Source organism: Nocardia coubleae NBRC 108252, from assembly GCF_001612805.1.
Lineage (GTDB): Bacteria > Actinomycetota > Actinomycetes > Mycobacteriales > Mycobacteriaceae > Nocardia > Nocardia coubleae.
The window spans coordinates 226,145-239,885 of record NZ_BDBD01000011.1; the positions used below are offsets into that span (position 1 = coordinate 226,145).

15 protein-coding genes are annotated in these 13,741 nt (G+C 67.0%); 9 read left to right on the forward strand and 6 right to left on the reverse strand.

Annotation, left to right across the window (positions count from 1 at the left end):
• Positions 1-25 precede the first annotated feature (25 nt).
• The gene (locus tag NCO8_RS10045; RefSeq protein ID WP_084457114.1) at positions 26-781 is read right to left on the reverse strand and encodes a histidine phosphatase family protein; all 756 of its coding nucleotides are present in this window, start codon (positions 779-781) and stop codon (positions 26-28) included.
• 128 nt (positions 782-909) lie between these two features.
• On the opposite strand from NCO8_RS10045, the gene NCO8_RS10050 reads away from it, so the two are divergent.
• A complete protein-coding gene (locus NCO8_RS10050; RefSeq protein WP_067639941.1) occupies positions 910-1,617 on the forward strand; it encodes a DsbA family oxidoreductase in 708 nt (235 codons plus the stop codon).
• Here the strand turns inward: NCO8_RS10050 and NCO8_RS10055 are convergent.
• Positions 1,614-2,672, reverse strand: a complete 1,059-nt coding sequence (locus NCO8_RS10055) for a glucose 1-dehydrogenase (protein WP_067638389.1) — start codon at positions 2,670-2,672, stop codon at positions 1,614-1,616. The two genes, NCO8_RS10050 and NCO8_RS10055, sit on opposite strands and share 4 nt — an antisense overlap.
• Before the next feature lie 183 nt (positions 2,673-2,855).
• Here NCO8_RS10055 and NCO8_RS10060 point away from each other — a divergent pair, with 183 nt between their 5' ends.
• The 6 genes from NCO8_RS10060 to NCO8_RS10085 are packed head-to-tail and all read left to right on the forward strand — an operon-like array spanning position 2,856 to position 7,946.
• Positions 2,856-3,668 (forward strand): N-acetylmuramoyl-L-alanine amidase-like domain-containing protein, encoded by an 813-nt coding sequence (locus tag NCO8_RS10060; protein WP_067638391.1) that lies wholly within the window; start codon positions 2,856-2,858, stop codon positions 3,666-3,668.
• Between the two features lie 43 nt (positions 3,669-3,711).
• The gene (locus tag NCO8_RS10065; RefSeq protein WP_067638393.1) at positions 3,712-4,248 is read left to right on the forward strand and encodes a class I SAM-dependent methyltransferase; all 537 of its coding nucleotides are present in this window, start codon (positions 3,712-3,714) and stop codon (positions 4,246-4,248) included.
• 9 nt (positions 4,249-4,257) lie between these two features.
• Positions 4,258-4,647, forward strand: coding sequence for a MerR family transcriptional regulator (locus tag NCO8_RS10070; protein ID WP_067638396.1), 390 nt, complete (start codon positions 4,258-4,260; stop codon positions 4,645-4,647).
• Positions 4,648-4,671: 24 nt separating this feature from the next.
• Entirely contained in the window at positions 4,672-5,106 is a 435-nt protein-coding gene (locus tag NCO8_RS10075) for a helix-turn-helix transcriptional regulator (RefSeq protein ID WP_067638398.1), read from the forward strand.
• A gap of 10 nt (positions 5,107-5,116) precedes the next feature.
• Positions 5,117-5,527: a VOC family protein gene (locus NCO8_RS10080; RefSeq protein WP_067638400.1), complete on the forward strand. Its 411-nt coding sequence runs from the start codon at positions 5,117-5,119 to the stop codon at positions 5,525-5,527.
• 49 nt (positions 5,528-5,576) lie between these two features.
• Complete coding sequence (locus NCO8_RS10085) at positions 5,577-7,946, forward strand: ATP-binding cassette domain-containing protein (protein WP_067638402.1); 2,370 nt, start codon at positions 5,577-5,579, stop codon at positions 7,944-7,946.
• Positions 7,947-7,998: 52 nt separating this feature from the next.
• Here the strand turns inward: NCO8_RS10085 and NCO8_RS10090 are convergent, their stop codons facing one another.
• Both NCO8_RS10090 and NCO8_RS10095 read right to left on the reverse strand, forming a co-directional pair.
• Entirely contained in the window at positions 7,999-8,379 is a 381-nt protein-coding gene (locus NCO8_RS10090) for a DUF4234 domain-containing protein (protein WP_067638404.1), read from the reverse strand.
• An 82-nt stretch (positions 8,380-8,461) separates the two neighbouring features.
• Positions 8,462-9,073 (reverse strand): TetR/AcrR family transcriptional regulator, encoded by a 612-nt coding sequence (locus NCO8_RS10095; RefSeq protein WP_067638406.1) that lies wholly within the window; start codon positions 9,071-9,073, stop codon positions 8,462-8,464.
• A gap of 79 nt (positions 9,074-9,152) precedes the next feature.
• Here NCO8_RS10095 and NCO8_RS10100 point away from each other — a divergent pair, with 79 nt between their 5' ends.
• Both NCO8_RS10100 and NCO8_RS10105 read left to right on the forward strand, forming a co-directional pair.
• Entirely contained in the window at positions 9,153-10,466 is a 1,314-nt protein-coding gene (locus NCO8_RS10100) for a YhgE/Pip domain-containing protein (RefSeq protein ID WP_245655301.1), read from the forward strand.
• Positions 10,466-12,244, forward strand: coding sequence for an AMP-dependent synthetase/ligase (locus NCO8_RS10105; RefSeq protein WP_067638408.1), 1,779 nt, complete (start codon positions 10,466-10,468; stop codon positions 12,242-12,244). Before NCO8_RS10100 ends, NCO8_RS10105 begins: the two co-directional genes overlap by 1 nt.
• A gap of 390 nt (positions 12,245-12,634) precedes the next feature.
• On the opposite strand, the gene NCO8_RS10110 is transcribed toward NCO8_RS10105, so the two are convergent.
• Both NCO8_RS10110 and NCO8_RS30565 read right to left on the reverse strand, forming a co-directional pair.
• Entirely contained in the window at positions 12,635-13,444 is an 810-nt protein-coding gene (locus NCO8_RS10110) for an alpha/beta hydrolase family protein (protein ID WP_084456867.1), read from the reverse strand.
• Entirely contained in the window at positions 13,441-13,737 is a 297-nt protein-coding gene (locus NCO8_RS30565; RefSeq protein WP_312032639.1) for a DUF1272 domain-containing protein, read from the reverse strand. The genes NCO8_RS10110 and NCO8_RS30565 overlap by 4 nt, the downstream gene beginning before the upstream one ends.
• Positions 13,738-13,741: the final 4 nt, after the last annotated feature.

Here is a 13,741-nt window from a genome sequence, read left to right on the forward strand (position 1 = left end):
GCCTTCCATGCCGACACGCATGGGCTCAGCCGTCCCGCTCACCCACGGTCAGGTGATCGACGGAACCCCACACCCGCAACGCCAACCGGTCGCCCTCGCGCCGCCACTGCGACACCGAGGCGTTGGGCACCGGTTCCAGCGAATCCGGGACGGGCGCGCCGAGGCCGTCGAGGATGTAGCGCACCGACACGACCACCGCGTCGTGGGTGACCAGCAAGACCTGTTCCCCGGCGGCGACGGCGTCGAGTTCGTCGAGGAAACCGCGCACACGCACCGCCACGTCGGCCAGTGACTCGCCGCCGGGTGGCCGGTACACCCAGTTGCCGACCTGCTCGCGGCGCGATGCCTCCTCGGGGGCGCGTCGCCGGATCGCCCGGTAGGGGTGCAGTTCGAACACACCCATCTCCCGATCGCGCAGCCGTTCGTCGACGAGGGTGCGGATCGGGGGGAAGCGGCGTTCGCGCACGGCCGCGTCGGCCATCAACGCCCACGTCAGCCGTGTCCGCAGGTAGGGGGAACACACCACGAGGCCGGGGCGCTGCGAGCTCGACAACCCGGCCAGCCACCCACCCAACCGCTGACACTGGGTGCGGCCGTATTCGGTGAGGTCCATCCCGGCGTCGGTGCCGCGCATCGGCCGGGTCTGCGTAGCGGGATCGGCGTACCAGACATTGGCTTCGCTCTGGGCATGGCGGATGGCCCACAGTCCGCCGAGTGCCCGTGGCCGTGGCAGACCGTCGGGCACCTGCACCCACCCCCTGTCGCCGCGCTCGACCGCCATCATGTTCCTCCCCGTTCCACCGGAATAGCGGCAGTGTCGCTCGCGTTGCACCGAACGAACTTGTACGCCTGTCCAGAATCTTCCGCCGGGCCGGCGCACCCATCCACGATGTGGCGCAGGAGGCCCGCTTGACCACAAGAGTAGAGATCTGGACCGACATCAACTGCCCGTTCTGCTACCTGGGCAAAGCCCGCTTCGAGCAGGCCCTGCACAGCTTCGAGCACCGTGACGACGTCGAAGTCGTGCACCGTTCCTACGAACTCGACCCCACCCTGTCCGCCGACGAGAGCGGTCCGGTGATCCCACGCATTGCCGCCAAGTACGGCATCACCGTCGACCAGGCTGCCGCCAACGAACGCGCCATCGCCGCGCAGGCCGCCGAGCTCGGCCTGCCCTACCAGAGCAGCGGCCGCGACTACGGCAGCAGCTTCGACATGCACCGGCTCCTGCACTTCGCCCTCGACCAGGGCCGCCAGGAGGCACTACTCGACGCCCTGTACGCGGGCAACTTCGCCGAAACCGAACCGGTCTTCGCCGACACCGAACGCCTCGTCGGCCTCGCCGTGCGCGCCGGCCTCGACGAAACCGAAGTCCGTGCCGTCCTGGCCGACCCCACCGCCTACGCCGACGCCGTCCGCCAGGACGAACGCACCGCCGCCCAGCTCGGCGTCACCGGCGTTCCGTTCTTCGTGTTCGACAACAAATACGCCGTGTCGGGCGCCCAGCCCACCGAGGTGTTCACCCAGGCACTCACCACCGCCTACAACGACCGTCCGGCACCGCTGGTCACCGTTGCCGAGGGCGAGTCCTGCGGGCCGGACGGCTGCGCGGTCTAACTCGCGCCGAGGTCGACGACGACCTTGATATCGGAGTGATCGCCCGGATCGAACGCCTCCAGGGCCCGCTCCAACGGCAACCGCCGGGTGATCAACCGGCCCAGCCACGCCGGGTCGGCCTTGGCCAGAGCCTGGGCCGCCAGCTCGTAGTGGTGGCGGTTGGCGTTGACCGACCCGAACACCACCGCGTTGTCGAGCACCATATTGCGGTTGACCGCGCCGACGTCGACCTCGGTGTCCTTGCCGGGGGAGGAGACACCGGTCAAGCAGATGATCACGCCCGGATTGTTCAGCTGGAGCAACTGCTGGGCGATCGCGGTGGCCGCCGTCGCCTCGATCACGATGTCGGCGTCGATCTTCTCACCGACATCGAGCGCCGAACCGGTGTGGAACGTGGCGCCGAGGTCTTCGACCAGTTTCGGTTTGGGCCCCTCGGTGGAGCGGTCGAGCACATGCACGTCCAGGCCGCGCTGCACACCGAGCATCGCCGCGAGCAGACCGATCGGGCCCGCACCGGTGACCAGCACCGACTTCGGTTCGAACCAGGCCCTGGTGTTGATCTTCTCGATCTGGTCCCACGCCTTGGCCAGCACCGTCGTCGGTTCCATCAGCACACCCACCTCGGTGAGCGCGGGGTCCAGCTTCACCGTGTAGTCGGCGTCCACCACCCACGACGTCGACCCGTACCCGTCGATCTGCTTGATCCCACGCTCGACGTACTCACCGTTGCGGCACATGTCGAACTCACCGTGCGCACACGCACCGCACGGCACCGGATCGGGCCTGCGCACGATCCCGACGACGAGGTCACCGGGGGCGAAGCCGCTGCCGTCGGGCGCGGTGCGCACCCGCCCCAGCGATTCGTGCCCGAGGACGAGGCGTTCACGTCCCGGCGGTGCCCACCCGTAGATGCCCGAGGCGATCTCGCGGTCGGTACCGCAGATGCCGAGCGAAATCCCGTCCACGAGAAGCTCGTTGGGGCCGGGCACCGGATCCGGGACATCGTCTATCCGCAACGATCCGGGCTGGTTCGGCACTACGGTCAAAGCGCGCATGTCGTTTCCCTTCCGACGAACTTCCCTGGCTATCCATTCGCGAACCTGGTGAAACACGCACTACCTGGGACAACGGTACGGGACACGCGAGCCGAGGCGAAGAACCGTTCAGGTCGCGAATTGTTTGCAATCCGGGTCGCCGCCCCCGTCGGTTACCGTGGGAACCGCTCACCTCGACCGACCATGCCCACCGGAGGCGTCTTGCGCACCATTGTCCAGGTTCTGTGCCTGCTCGTCGCGCTCGTCTGCCTCGCCCCACCGGCCCAGGCGACACCGCCGGTCGTGCTCGACGACGCCACCGCCCGCAAGGTCGACGAACTGCTCGACGCCCGCACCCGCGCGGGCACCACCGACCGCGCCGTGCAGATCGAACGGATCTCCGCCCGCCTGCTCGGCACCCCCTACGGGGCGAACATGCTGCTCGGGTCCGCGAACACACCCGAGCAACTCGTCGTCGACCTGCGCCGCGTCGACTGCTTCACCTTCCTCGACTACGTCGACGCCGCATCACGCTCGAGCACCGCCGAGCAGTTCTTCGACAACCTGATCGCCGCCCGCTACGTCGACAGCCGGGTCGAATTCACCCAGCGCAAACACTTCTTCACCGACTGGGCGAGCACACCACGCATCTCGGCCACCGACATCACCGCCGACCTGAGCCCGGCCGCGGTCACCACCACCAAACACCTGAACGCCAAAGCCGACGGCACCACCTTCCTGCCCGGCGTCCCCGTCGTCGACCGGGCCGTCACCCACATCCCGTCCGGCGCCGTCGACGGGGGAGTGGTCGCCGGACTGCGCACCGGTGACTTCATCGGCGCCTACACCCCCGCCGCGGGCCTGGACGTCACCCATGTCGGCATCCTCGTCCACACCACCGACGGCCCGGTGTTCCGCAACGCCTCCTCGCTGGCCGAGCACAACCAGGTCGTCGACACCCCGCTGCTCGAGTACGTCCGCACCGTCCCCGGAATCCTGGTCCTGCGCCCCCGCTAGTCACCCTTGACTTCAGGTCGACCTGAACACCGACAGTGGTGCCATGACCACCTTCGGACACCGCCAGAGCCTGGACTACGACCGCCGCGCCACCCGCCTGCTCACCGGCCTCTACCGCCGCATCAGCACCGACGTCGATACCCTGGCCACCGCAGGCGCCACCGTTGTCGACCTCGGCACCGGCCCCGGAAAACTCCTGGCGCACATCGCTACCCGGCGCCCCGACCTCACGCTGCACGGCCTCGACCTGTCCCCGCACATGATCGACATCGCCCGCCGCAACCTCGCCGGTCACCCGGCGGATCTCACCGTCGGTGACGTCACCGACCTGCCCTACCCCGACGCGAGCGTCGACCTGATCGTGTCCAGCCTCAGCATGCACGAATGGCCCGACCTGCCCGCCGCATTCCGCGAGATCCGCCGTGTCCTGCGCCCCGGCGCCACCGCCGCTCTCTACGACTTCCGCTTCGCCCGTGCCCGCGAGATCCGCCGCGCCGCGGGCGACATCGAACGTGAGACCATCCGCCTGCCATGGCATCCCGTCGCAGTCGTCACCTGCTACCACCTGCACACCGCCTAGAGTTCGACCATGGCGACCATCGGTGAGGTCGCGGCCCGCTTCGGACTCGCGACCCACGTACTGCGGCACTGGGAAGACCAAGGCCTGCTCACCCCCGAACGCGACTCGGCGGGCAGACGGATCTACCGCGACACCGACATCGACACGGTCGCCATGGTCGTCCTCGGCAAGAAGGCCGGACTGTCCCTCGACGAGCTGGCCACGCTGTTCACCCACAACCCCGACCGCGCCACCCGCCGCCGCGTCCTGGAAACACAACGTGCACGGCTCACCGAACAACTCGACCGCACCCGCAGCGCCCTCGACGCGGTCACCCACGTCCTCGATTGCGACGCCGAGGACTTCCGCACCTGCCCACACTTCCGCGCACACCTGGCAACCGTGCTGGACACGCCATAGCCAACACGTGCGACGATCGTTTCCATGACCGGTCCACGCCCCCAGCAACTGAGCGACCTCGCCCGGCTGCGCCGCGTACGCGACCGCATCGACCGCGAATACGCCAAACCCCTCGACGTGGAAGCACTGGCCCGAGGTGTGCACATGTCCGCCGGGCACCTGAGCCGCCAATTCCGCCTCGCCTACGGCGAATCGCCCTACTCGTACCTGATGACCCGGCGCATCGAACGCGCCATGGCGTTGCTGAGACTGGGCCAGATGAGTGTCACCGAGGTGTGCTTCGCCGTCGGCTGCTCCTCGCTCGGCACCTTCAGCACGCGATTCACCGAACTCGTCGGCGTCCCACCGAGCGTGTACCGCCAGCAGTACGCACCGACCGAGGGCATCCCATCGTGCGTGGCCAAGGCGGTGACCAGACCGATCAGGAATCGAGAAGCAACCGGTTCCGGCGACCGTTAGCGTCGATCCCATGAACATCACCATTCACCAGAGCTACCTGCCCCAGGACGACCCCGACGCCGCGCTGGCCTTCTACCGCGACGCCCTCGGCTTCGAGGTCCGCAACGACGTCGGCTACAACGGCATGCGCTGGATCACCGTCGGACCGAAGGGCCAGCCCGACACCTCGATCGTGCTGCACCCACCGGCCGCCGACCCCGGCATCACCGACGAGGAGAAGCGCGTCATCACCGAGATGATGGCCAAGGGCACCTACGCGGCCGTCAACCTCGCCACCGACGACCTCGACGGCCTGTTCGAGAAACTGCAGGCAGGCGACGTGGAAGTGGTGCAGGAACCCACCGACCAGCCTTACGGCATCCGTGACTGCGCCTTCCGCGACCCGGCGGGCAACATGATTCGCATCCAGCAGACGAAATAGTCGGACCCGACCGCTAGATTCGGTGGACGCCGAACGACCGAGGAGACCCATGAGCAAGACCGCAGCGCCTGCGCCGGCCGACAGCCACGACCTGATCCGGGTCACCGGTGCCCGGGTGAACAACCTGCGCGATGTCAGCGTCGAAATCCCCAAGCGCCGACTGACCGTGTTCACCGGCGTCTCCGGCTCCGGCAAGAGCTCTTTGGTCTTCGGCACCATCGCTGCCGAATCCCAGCGTCTCATCAACGAGACCTACAGCGCGTTCGTCCAGGGCTTCATGCCCACCCAGGCCCGCCCCGACGTCGACGTCCTCGACGGACTCACCACCGCCATCCTCGTCGACCAGTCGCGTCTGGGTGCCGACCCGCGCTCCACGGTCGGCACCGTCACCGACGCCAACGCCATGCTGCGCATCCTGTTCAGCCGCCTCGGCGACCCGCACATCGGTTCCTCGCAGGCGTTCTCGTTCAACGTGGCCTCGATCAGCGGGTCCGGCGCGGTCGCGGTGGAGAAGAACGGGGTCACCGTCAAGGAGAAGCGCAGCTTCAGCATCACCGGCGGCATGTGCCCCACCTGCGAGGGCAAGGGCAAGGTCAACGACATCGACCTCACCCAGCTCTACGACGAGAACAAGTCCCTCGACGAAGGCCCGTTCACGATCCCCGGCTACAGCATGGACGGCTGGATGGGTCGGATCTACAAGGGCAGCGGCTTCTTCGACCCCGCCAAGCCGATCAAGAAGTACACCAAGAAGCAGCTCGCCGACCTGCTGTACAAGGAACCGACCAAGATCAAGGTCGACGGCATCAACCTCACCTACGAGGGTCTGATCCCCAAGATCCGCAAGTCGATGCTGTCCAAGGACGTCGAATCACTGCAGCCGCACGTCCGCGCGTTCGTCGAGCGCGCCGTCACCTTCGGCACCTGTCCCGACTGCGACGGCACCCGCCTCTCGGCCGAAGCCCGCTCGTCGAAGATCAAGGGCAAGAGCATCGCCGACGCCTGCGCCATGCAGATCACCGACCTCGCCGAATGGGTCAAGACCATCGACGACCCGTCCGTGGCGCCGCTGCTGGAATCACTGCGCGGCACTCTCGACTCGTTCGTCGAGATCGGCCTGGGCTACCTGTCGCTGTCGCGCCCGTCGGGCACCCTGTCCGGTGGTGAGGCGCAGCGCGTCAAGATGATCCGCCACCTCGGGTCCTCGCTCACCGACGTCACCTACGTCTTCGACGAACCGACCGCAGGCCTGCACCCGCACGACATCCAGCGCATGAACGACCTGCTGCTTCGGCTGCGCGACAAGGGCAACACGGTGCTCGTCGTCGAACACAAGCCCGAGACGATCGTCATCGCCGACCACATCGTCGACCTCGGTCCCGCCGCGGGCTCCAAGGGCGGAACGATCTGCTTCGAGGGCACCGTCGACGGGTTGCGCACCAGCGACACCGTCACCGGGCGCCACTTCGACGACCGCGCCAAGGTCAAGGACACGGTGCGAAAGTCGAACGGCGCCTTGCAGATCCGTGGCGCCACCGCCAACAACCTGCGGAAGGTCGACGTCGACATCCCGCTCGGTGTGCTCGTCGCCGTCACCGGTGTCGCCGGGTCGGGCAAGAGCTCGCTCGTGCACGGCTCCATCCCGGTCGACGAAGGTGTCATCTCCATCGACCAGGCCCCCATCAAGGGTTCGCGCCGCAGCAATCCCGCCACCTACACCGGCCTGCTCGACCACATCCGCAAGGCCTTCGCCAAGGCCACCGGCGCCAAACCCGCCCTGTTCAGCGCCAACTCCGAAGGGGCGTGCCCGAACTGCAACGGCGCGGGCGTCGTCTACACCGACCTGGCCATGATGGCGGGCGTGTCGACCGTCTGCGAGGTATGCGAGGGCAAGCGGTTCATGGCCGAAGTCCTCGACTACACCTTCGCGGGCAAGAACATCAGCGACGTGCTGTCGATGCCCGTCGACGAAGCACGCGAGTTCTTCGGCGAAGGGGAGGCACGCACCCCGGCCGCGCACAAGATCCTCACCCACCTCACCGAGGTCGGCCTCGGCTACCTCACCATCGGTCAGCCGCTGACCACCCTGTCCGGCGGTGAACGCCAGCGCCTCAAGCTGGCCACCCACATGTCCGACAAGGGCGGGGTCTACATCCTCGACGAACCGACGACCGGTCTGCACCTGGCCGACGTCGAACAGCTGCTCGGGCTGCTCGATCGTCTCGTCGACTCCGGCAAGTCGGTCATCGTCGTCGAACACCACCAAGCAGTGATGGCCCATGCGGACTGGATCATCGACCTCGGCCCCGGTGCGGGCCACGACGGCGGCCAGATCGTCTTCGAGGGAACACCGGCCGATCTCGTCGCCGCCCGTTCCACTCTCACCGGTGAGCACCTCGCCGAATACGTCGGAGCATGAAAAAGGCCCTCCCCCTTGGGCTTCGTCATGGGGGAGGGCCTTCAGGGTCTGCCTAGTCGCGTTCGGGCGCGGCGACCTTGTTCAGTTCGATCTGGTAGTACAGAATCCCCAGGCCGAGAACAAGATTGAGCAGGAAGCCGATCGCCGGGCTGCACGAAGGCTCGAGCCCGGCGCTCTCCTGGGTGGCCCTGATCCGATTGCCGGTCCGCCAGTAGCTGACGATGAAACCGATCCCGGTCCACGACAGGAACAGCATCACCAGCAGGGGGCCCGTGACCGGAGCCTCGGGATCACGCCGCTGCTCGGCCATCTCCTTGTGGATCTTGTAGTACCAGACGAAGAAGTAGATCCCGAACGTGATGATCGGGAAGACCAGCCACACCAATACCGGGTTGCGACGCTGCACCGGTGATGGGGCGAGGGCTGTAGTCATGTGGGTGACACCTATCTGAATGCGAATGGAATGTCACAGCAGGGCTTTTCGGCGCCACCGCAACCTCGCAACGTACTGCACATCACCTACTCGCGCCACCGGAGGGCCGGCGGGGGAGTAGGCCCAGGGTCAGGTGGTCGACCAGGTCGTCGAGGAGTAGCTCGGCGTCGTAGTCGGCGGTGTAGCCCGAACCGATGAACGTCGCCAGTCCCTGTAGCGCCGCGAGGGCGGTGACCCCGATGCGTTTCGGGTCGCCGGGGATGATCTCGCCCGCGGCCTGCCCCTCGGCGATCAGCGCGATCGGCACGGCGAAGGCCCGCTCGGCGGCGTCGTGGATCTCCGTCTCGGTGGAGCTGTGCCTGCGCGCGAACATCAGCGGCAACAGCTCCGGGTTGTCCACGGCGAACCGCAGGTAGGTGTGGGCCAGGGTCCGCAGACGCGTCGTGATCGGGCCGTCGGTCGCGGCCTCTTCGAAGCAGGCGCCGAGTCGTCGCAGGCCGGTCACGGCCAGTGCGTCGAGCAACGCCTGCTTGTCACGGAAATGCCTGCTGGGCGCCGCGTGGCTGACGCCGGTGTCGCGGGCGAGCTGACGCAACGACAGCCCGTCGGCGCCGACCGTACGCAGCGCCGCCTCGGCGTGCTGCAGCAGTGCGGCGCGGAGATCGCCGTGGTGATAGCGCGAATGCAGGGACATGGTGCTAGCAGGATATCCGACACACCGCCGAATGTTTGCATTGACTACTTTGTAGTCGGTGACTACATTTGCGCATGCCATGACTGACAACACCGCGCCGACGCGCCGACCGCGCAGCATGCCGATCCGTGACTGGTTAGCTCCGATCACGCTGGTCACCGTGCTGGCCGCGCTCCTGGGAACCATGTACCTCGGCTACACCGCCGACCCCGAGAAACACCTGCACGACTTCCCGATCGCCCTGGTCAACCAGGACGTCGGCGACACCCTCGCGGGCAAACCCACCAACCTCGGCGCGCAGATCTCCACCGCGCTGGGGGATCAGGTCCCGGCCGAGAAGATCGACCTGCGCACCGTCGGCATCAACGAGGCCCACCGGCAACTGCGCAACGGTGAGGTGTACGGCGCCATCATCATTCCCGGTGACTTCACCAAACGCGTCGCCATTCTCGGCGCTGCCTCCGTCGTCACCGGCGACGTCGAACAGCCGATGATCTCCGTACTCACCAATCCCCGCGCGGGCACCCTCGCCGCCCAGATCATGCAGACCATCGCCGACAAGGCGATGACCGAGGTCAACACCACCGTCGGCACCCAGCTCGCCGACCAAGTCCGCGCCGCGATCGGCAGCACACCGCTCAGCGGCGCCGCCCAGCTGCAACTCGCCGAGCCCATCGACGTCGTCGTCAGCGCCTACCACCCACTGCCCGAAGGCACCGGCCAAGGCCTCGCCGCCTTCTTCTACACCCTGGTCCTGCTGATCGTCGGCTTCAGCGGCGCCATGATGATCAACTCCCTCGTCGACGGGTCCCTCGGATTCGTCCCCGCCGAATACGGGCCGTGGCACAAGCCGACCACCCCCGCCCGCATCAGCCGCTGGCGCACCCTGCTCATCAAATGGGCCATCGCCGTCATCAGTGCGCCACTCGCCTCCGCCGCGTTCCTCGCCGTCGGCGCCCTGCTCGACATGAGCATCGAACGCCCGCTCATGCTGTTCCTCTACGGCACCCTTGCCATCATCGCCATCGCGGTCACCGGCCTGTCCGTGATGGCCGCCTTCGGCACCGCGGGCCTGATGATCAACCTCATCGTCTTCGTCGTCCTCGGAATCCCGTCGTCCTCGGGCACCATCCCGCTCGAAGCGACACCGCGCTGGATCGCCGACATGGCCTCGTTCGAACCGATGCACCAGATCTACCTCGCCGTGCGCGCCATCATGTTCTTCGACGGAAACCTCGAGGCAGGCCTGAGCCGCGGCCTCTGGATGACCATCGCCGGCCTGGCCATCGGGTTGGTCCTCGGTTTCGCGGCCACCCACGCCTATGATCTGCGTGGCCTGCACCGCCTCGGCCTCGATCACCGCCAGGAACCGGCAACCGTGGAAGGGCACTGATGCGAGAGTTCGAAACCCCGGCGTCGTACGTGATTCCGGACAACGCCAACAACTCCGACAGCGTGTTCCGGTACGGCGAAGAATCGCCCGACACGGTGCTGTTCAGCGTCGCGGGCGCCGACATCACGGCCGCGCAATTCGCGAAAACGGTGACCGCCGTGGCGAAAGGCCTCATCGCCACCGGTATCGAACCCGGTGACCGGGTCGCCATCATGGCACCGACCCGGTACGAATGGGTCGTGCTCGACCACGCCATCTGGGCGGTCGGCGGCTGCACGGTGGCCATCTACGACAGCTCCGCCGCCGAACAGGCCAAATGGATCCTGCAGGACTCCGGCACCGTGTTGCTGATCGTCGACAGCGACAAACACCGCCGCGTCATCGACGAGATCGCCGCCGACGCACTGCCCGACCTGCGTGAGATCCTGCAGATCGACAAGGGCATCGTCGCCGAACTCACCGCCCGCGGCGCTCACCTCGACGACCAGGCCGTCCACACCCGCCGCGCCGGTGTCGGCGCGGACTCGCCCGCGACCCTGATCTACACCTCCGGCACCACCGGCCGCCCCAAGGGCGTGCTGCTCACCCATGCCAACCTCTACGCCGAATCCAAATCCGACCGGCTCGCGCTGGGGGAGTTCGTCACCGAGGCCAACCGCACACTGATGTTCCTGCCGTTGGCGCACGTGTTCGCCCGGGCGGTCACACTCGCCGCGCTCGACGCGAAGGTGATCGTTTCCTTCAGTTCCGATTGGGGGACCCTCGTCGACCAACTCGCCGAGTTCCGCCCCGATTTCATCCTCGCCGTGCCGCGCGTGTTCGAGAAGGTATTCAACGCCGCGAAACAGAAGGCACACGCTGACGGCAAAGGCCGCATCTTCGACCGGGCCATCGAGACCGCCATCGTGTGGAGCGAGACACTCGACACCGGCGGGCCGGGCCTGCTGCGCAAGCTCGAGCACGCCCTGTTCGACAAGCTCGTGTACGCGCAGTTGCGTCGCGCGCTCGGCGGCCGATGCGGTGCGGCGGTCTCCGGCGGCGGCCCACTCGGCGCACGGCTCGGGCATTTCTTCCGTGGTGCGGGCATCCCGGTGTACGAAGGCTACGGCCTCACCGAGACCACGGCTGCCATCACCGTGAACACCCCGCGCAACACCCGCGTCGGCACCGTCGGCCGGCCCATCGAGGGCCACGGCGTCAAGATCGCCGACGACGGTGAATTGCTGCTGCGCGGACCTGTGGTCTTCGGCGAATACTGGGGCAACCCCGACGCCACCGCGGACGCCTTCGTCGACGGCTGGTTCCGCACCGGCGACCTGGGCGCCATCGATGCAGACGGCTACCTCACGATCACCGGCCGCAAGAAGGAAATCCTGGTCACCGCGGGTGGAAAGAACGTTTCACCCGGCCTCATGGAAGACGCCTTGCGTGCCCACCCCGTGGTCGGTCAAGCGATGGTCGTCGGCGACGGCCGGCCCTTCGTCGGCGCCCTCGTCACTCTGGACCCCGAAGCCCTTCCAGCTTGGAAGCAGCGCAACAACATCCCTGCCGATACCCCTGTCGAAGACCTCGTCGACAATCCGGCCCTCCGCGCGGACATCGACCAAGCTGTCGCCGACACCAACAAATTGGTCTCCAAGGCCGAGGGCATCAAGAAGGTCCGGATCCTGGCCAGCGACTGGACCGAAGCCACCGGCGAACTGACCCCGAAAATGTCCCTCCGCCGAGCCGAGGTCATGAAGAAGTACGCGTCCGAAGTAGAAGCGCTGTACAGCTGAGTCCTTCCCCAACCCCCTCATTTCGTCACTGTGACGAAATGAGGGGGTTGGGGAAGTGGAGGGGGAGTGCGCCGAGCAACCACCGGTCGGCCTTCTTCGCGCTTACCCGCAGATCAAGCCCTGGGCGGCGGCATTCATCCTGAATGGTCATGAATGGCTGGAGGCTCGAAATCGACCGAAACGGCTCGGCGCGAGCAATCCGTCTGTGCGGATGAGTTTGCGGCAGCACGCTGTTCCGAGCGGAGCGGGTCGGCCGACGAGCGAGGTCTTGGGCACGCGTTGCCAAGTTGCATACGCTGCCAAATGTCCGCGAAACCCCTACCGACCGGCCCGGTTGAAACGCCGATAATGCACATTATGTCAAGTAAAGACATTTCGGGCTGCGGCTGCTCATCCCCGATTGTCCTGGGCGAAGATCTGCACTACCCACCGATTCAACGCATCGACGACGACCTCGGGCCGCTTCATCCACTCGACGTGCCCTGCCGGTTCACCGAAGTGGGTGCGCGTTGTCGTGGCACCTGGGAACAACCGCACCAATTCATCCACTGCAGATGCCGGTGCCAGCTGATCACTGCCGAACGAGACGGCAAGGATCGGAAAGGTTCGACTCGTAAGCACCGCCGGTGTCGTGGACCAAGATCCGGTCCGGGCCATGCGCGCCCAGTCCCCTATGAGCCGTGCCGACTGGCGGCCGAAGTCGAACCTGCGGCCGTCGAAGACGCCTCGCACTCGCGCCGTTACGGCGAAGACGGTAGGCAGGATCAGAGGCACGAGGCGACCACGCCCGGTGAACGCCCGCCAATGCGGTGTGCCGGCGGCAACGAGCACGAGCCCGTCGAACTCCCCCGGCGACATCGACTCGAGCGCTGCGGCCAGTTGTCCGCCGAGACTGTGGCCGACCACGAGCAGCGGGTCGGCCTCCTGCTCGCGTGCCCATGCGATGGCCTCCGTCAGGTCACCCGTGACCAGATCGGCATAGCCGAACTGCGTTCCCCGCGAAATGACCAGGGCGCTGTCGCCTTGTCCCCGGTAGTCGAGTGTCAGCACGTGAAATCCCTGCGCTTGGGCCGTTTCCGCGAACCGCTGGTAGTGGCGCGCGGTCACCCCGAGGGCGGGCAGGACGACCAGCGTGGATGCGCCTGGTTTGCCCGGAAACCAGTGCGCGACAGCCCCACTGGGCAGTGCGGTCGCACTCATCGCCCGGTCCCCCAGATCTTGCGGCGCAGCCGGGCCGGCGCTCGGCGTGCGATCTCGGCGGCTCCGGTGGTGCGCCGCGGCCGCCGAACCAACTCCCCCGCGCAGTTCGGGCACACCCTGTGATCCGTCGCGCAGGTCGGACAGTACGTGCATTCATAACTGCAGATGAACGCCTCGGCGTCGTCGCGCAACGGCGCCGGACAGGTCTCGCAGCTGGACTTCATCTTCAGCATCGCTGCCACTCCCCTCGGTTTCACATACAAACTGTATGTCACATACAATGTGTATGTCATTGGC

Coding starts and splice junctions, on each gene's coding strand:
- NCO8_RS10080 (WP_067638400.1), top strand. CDS start 5,117: ATGAACATCACCATTCACCAGAGCTACCTGCCCCAGGACGACCCCGAC.
- NCO8_RS10100 (WP_245655301.1), top strand. CDS start 9,153: ATGACTGACAACACCGCGCCGACGCGCCGACCGCGCAGCATGCCGATC.
- NCO8_RS10055 (WP_067638389.1), bottom strand. CDS start 2,672: ATGCGCGCTTTGACCGTAGTGCCGAACCAGCCCGGATCGTTGCGGATA.
- NCO8_RS10075 (WP_067638398.1), top strand. CDS start 4,672: ATGACCGGTCCACGCCCCCAGCAACTGAGCGACCTCGCCCGGCTGCGC.
- NCO8_RS10090 (WP_067638404.1), bottom strand. CDS start 8,379: ATGACTACAGCCCTCGCCCCATCACCGGTGCAGCGTCGCAACCCGGTA.
- NCO8_RS10060 (WP_067638391.1), top strand. CDS start 2,856: ATGCCCACCGGAGGCGTCTTGCGCACCATTGTCCAGGTTCTGTGCCTG.
- NCO8_RS10045 (WP_084457114.1), bottom strand. CDS start 781: ATGGCGGTCGAGCGCGGCGACAGGGGGTGGGTGCAGGTGCCCGACGGT.
- NCO8_RS10085 (WP_067638402.1), top strand. CDS start 5,577: ATGAGCAAGACCGCAGCGCCTGCGCCGGCCGACAGCCACGACCTGATC.
- NCO8_RS10065 (WP_067638393.1), top strand. CDS start 3,712: ATGACCACCTTCGGACACCGCCAGAGCCTGGACTACGACCGCCGCGCC.
- NCO8_RS30565 (WP_312032639.1), bottom strand. CDS start 13,737: ATGACATACACATTGTATGTGACATACAGTTTGTATGTGAAACCGAGG.
- NCO8_RS10095 (WP_067638406.1), bottom strand. CDS start 9,073: ATGTCCCTGCATTCGCGCTATCACCACGGCGATCTCCGCGCCGCACTG.
- NCO8_RS10105 (WP_067638408.1), top strand. CDS start 10,466: ATGCGAGAGTTCGAAACCCCGGCGTCGTACGTGATTCCGGACAACGCC.
- NCO8_RS10070 (WP_067638396.1), top strand. CDS start 4,258: ATGGCGACCATCGGTGAGGTCGCGGCCCGCTTCGGACTCGCGACCCAC.
- NCO8_RS10110 (WP_084456867.1), bottom strand. CDS start 13,444: ATGAGTGCGACCGCACTGCCCAGTGGGGCTGTCGCGCACTGGTTTCCG.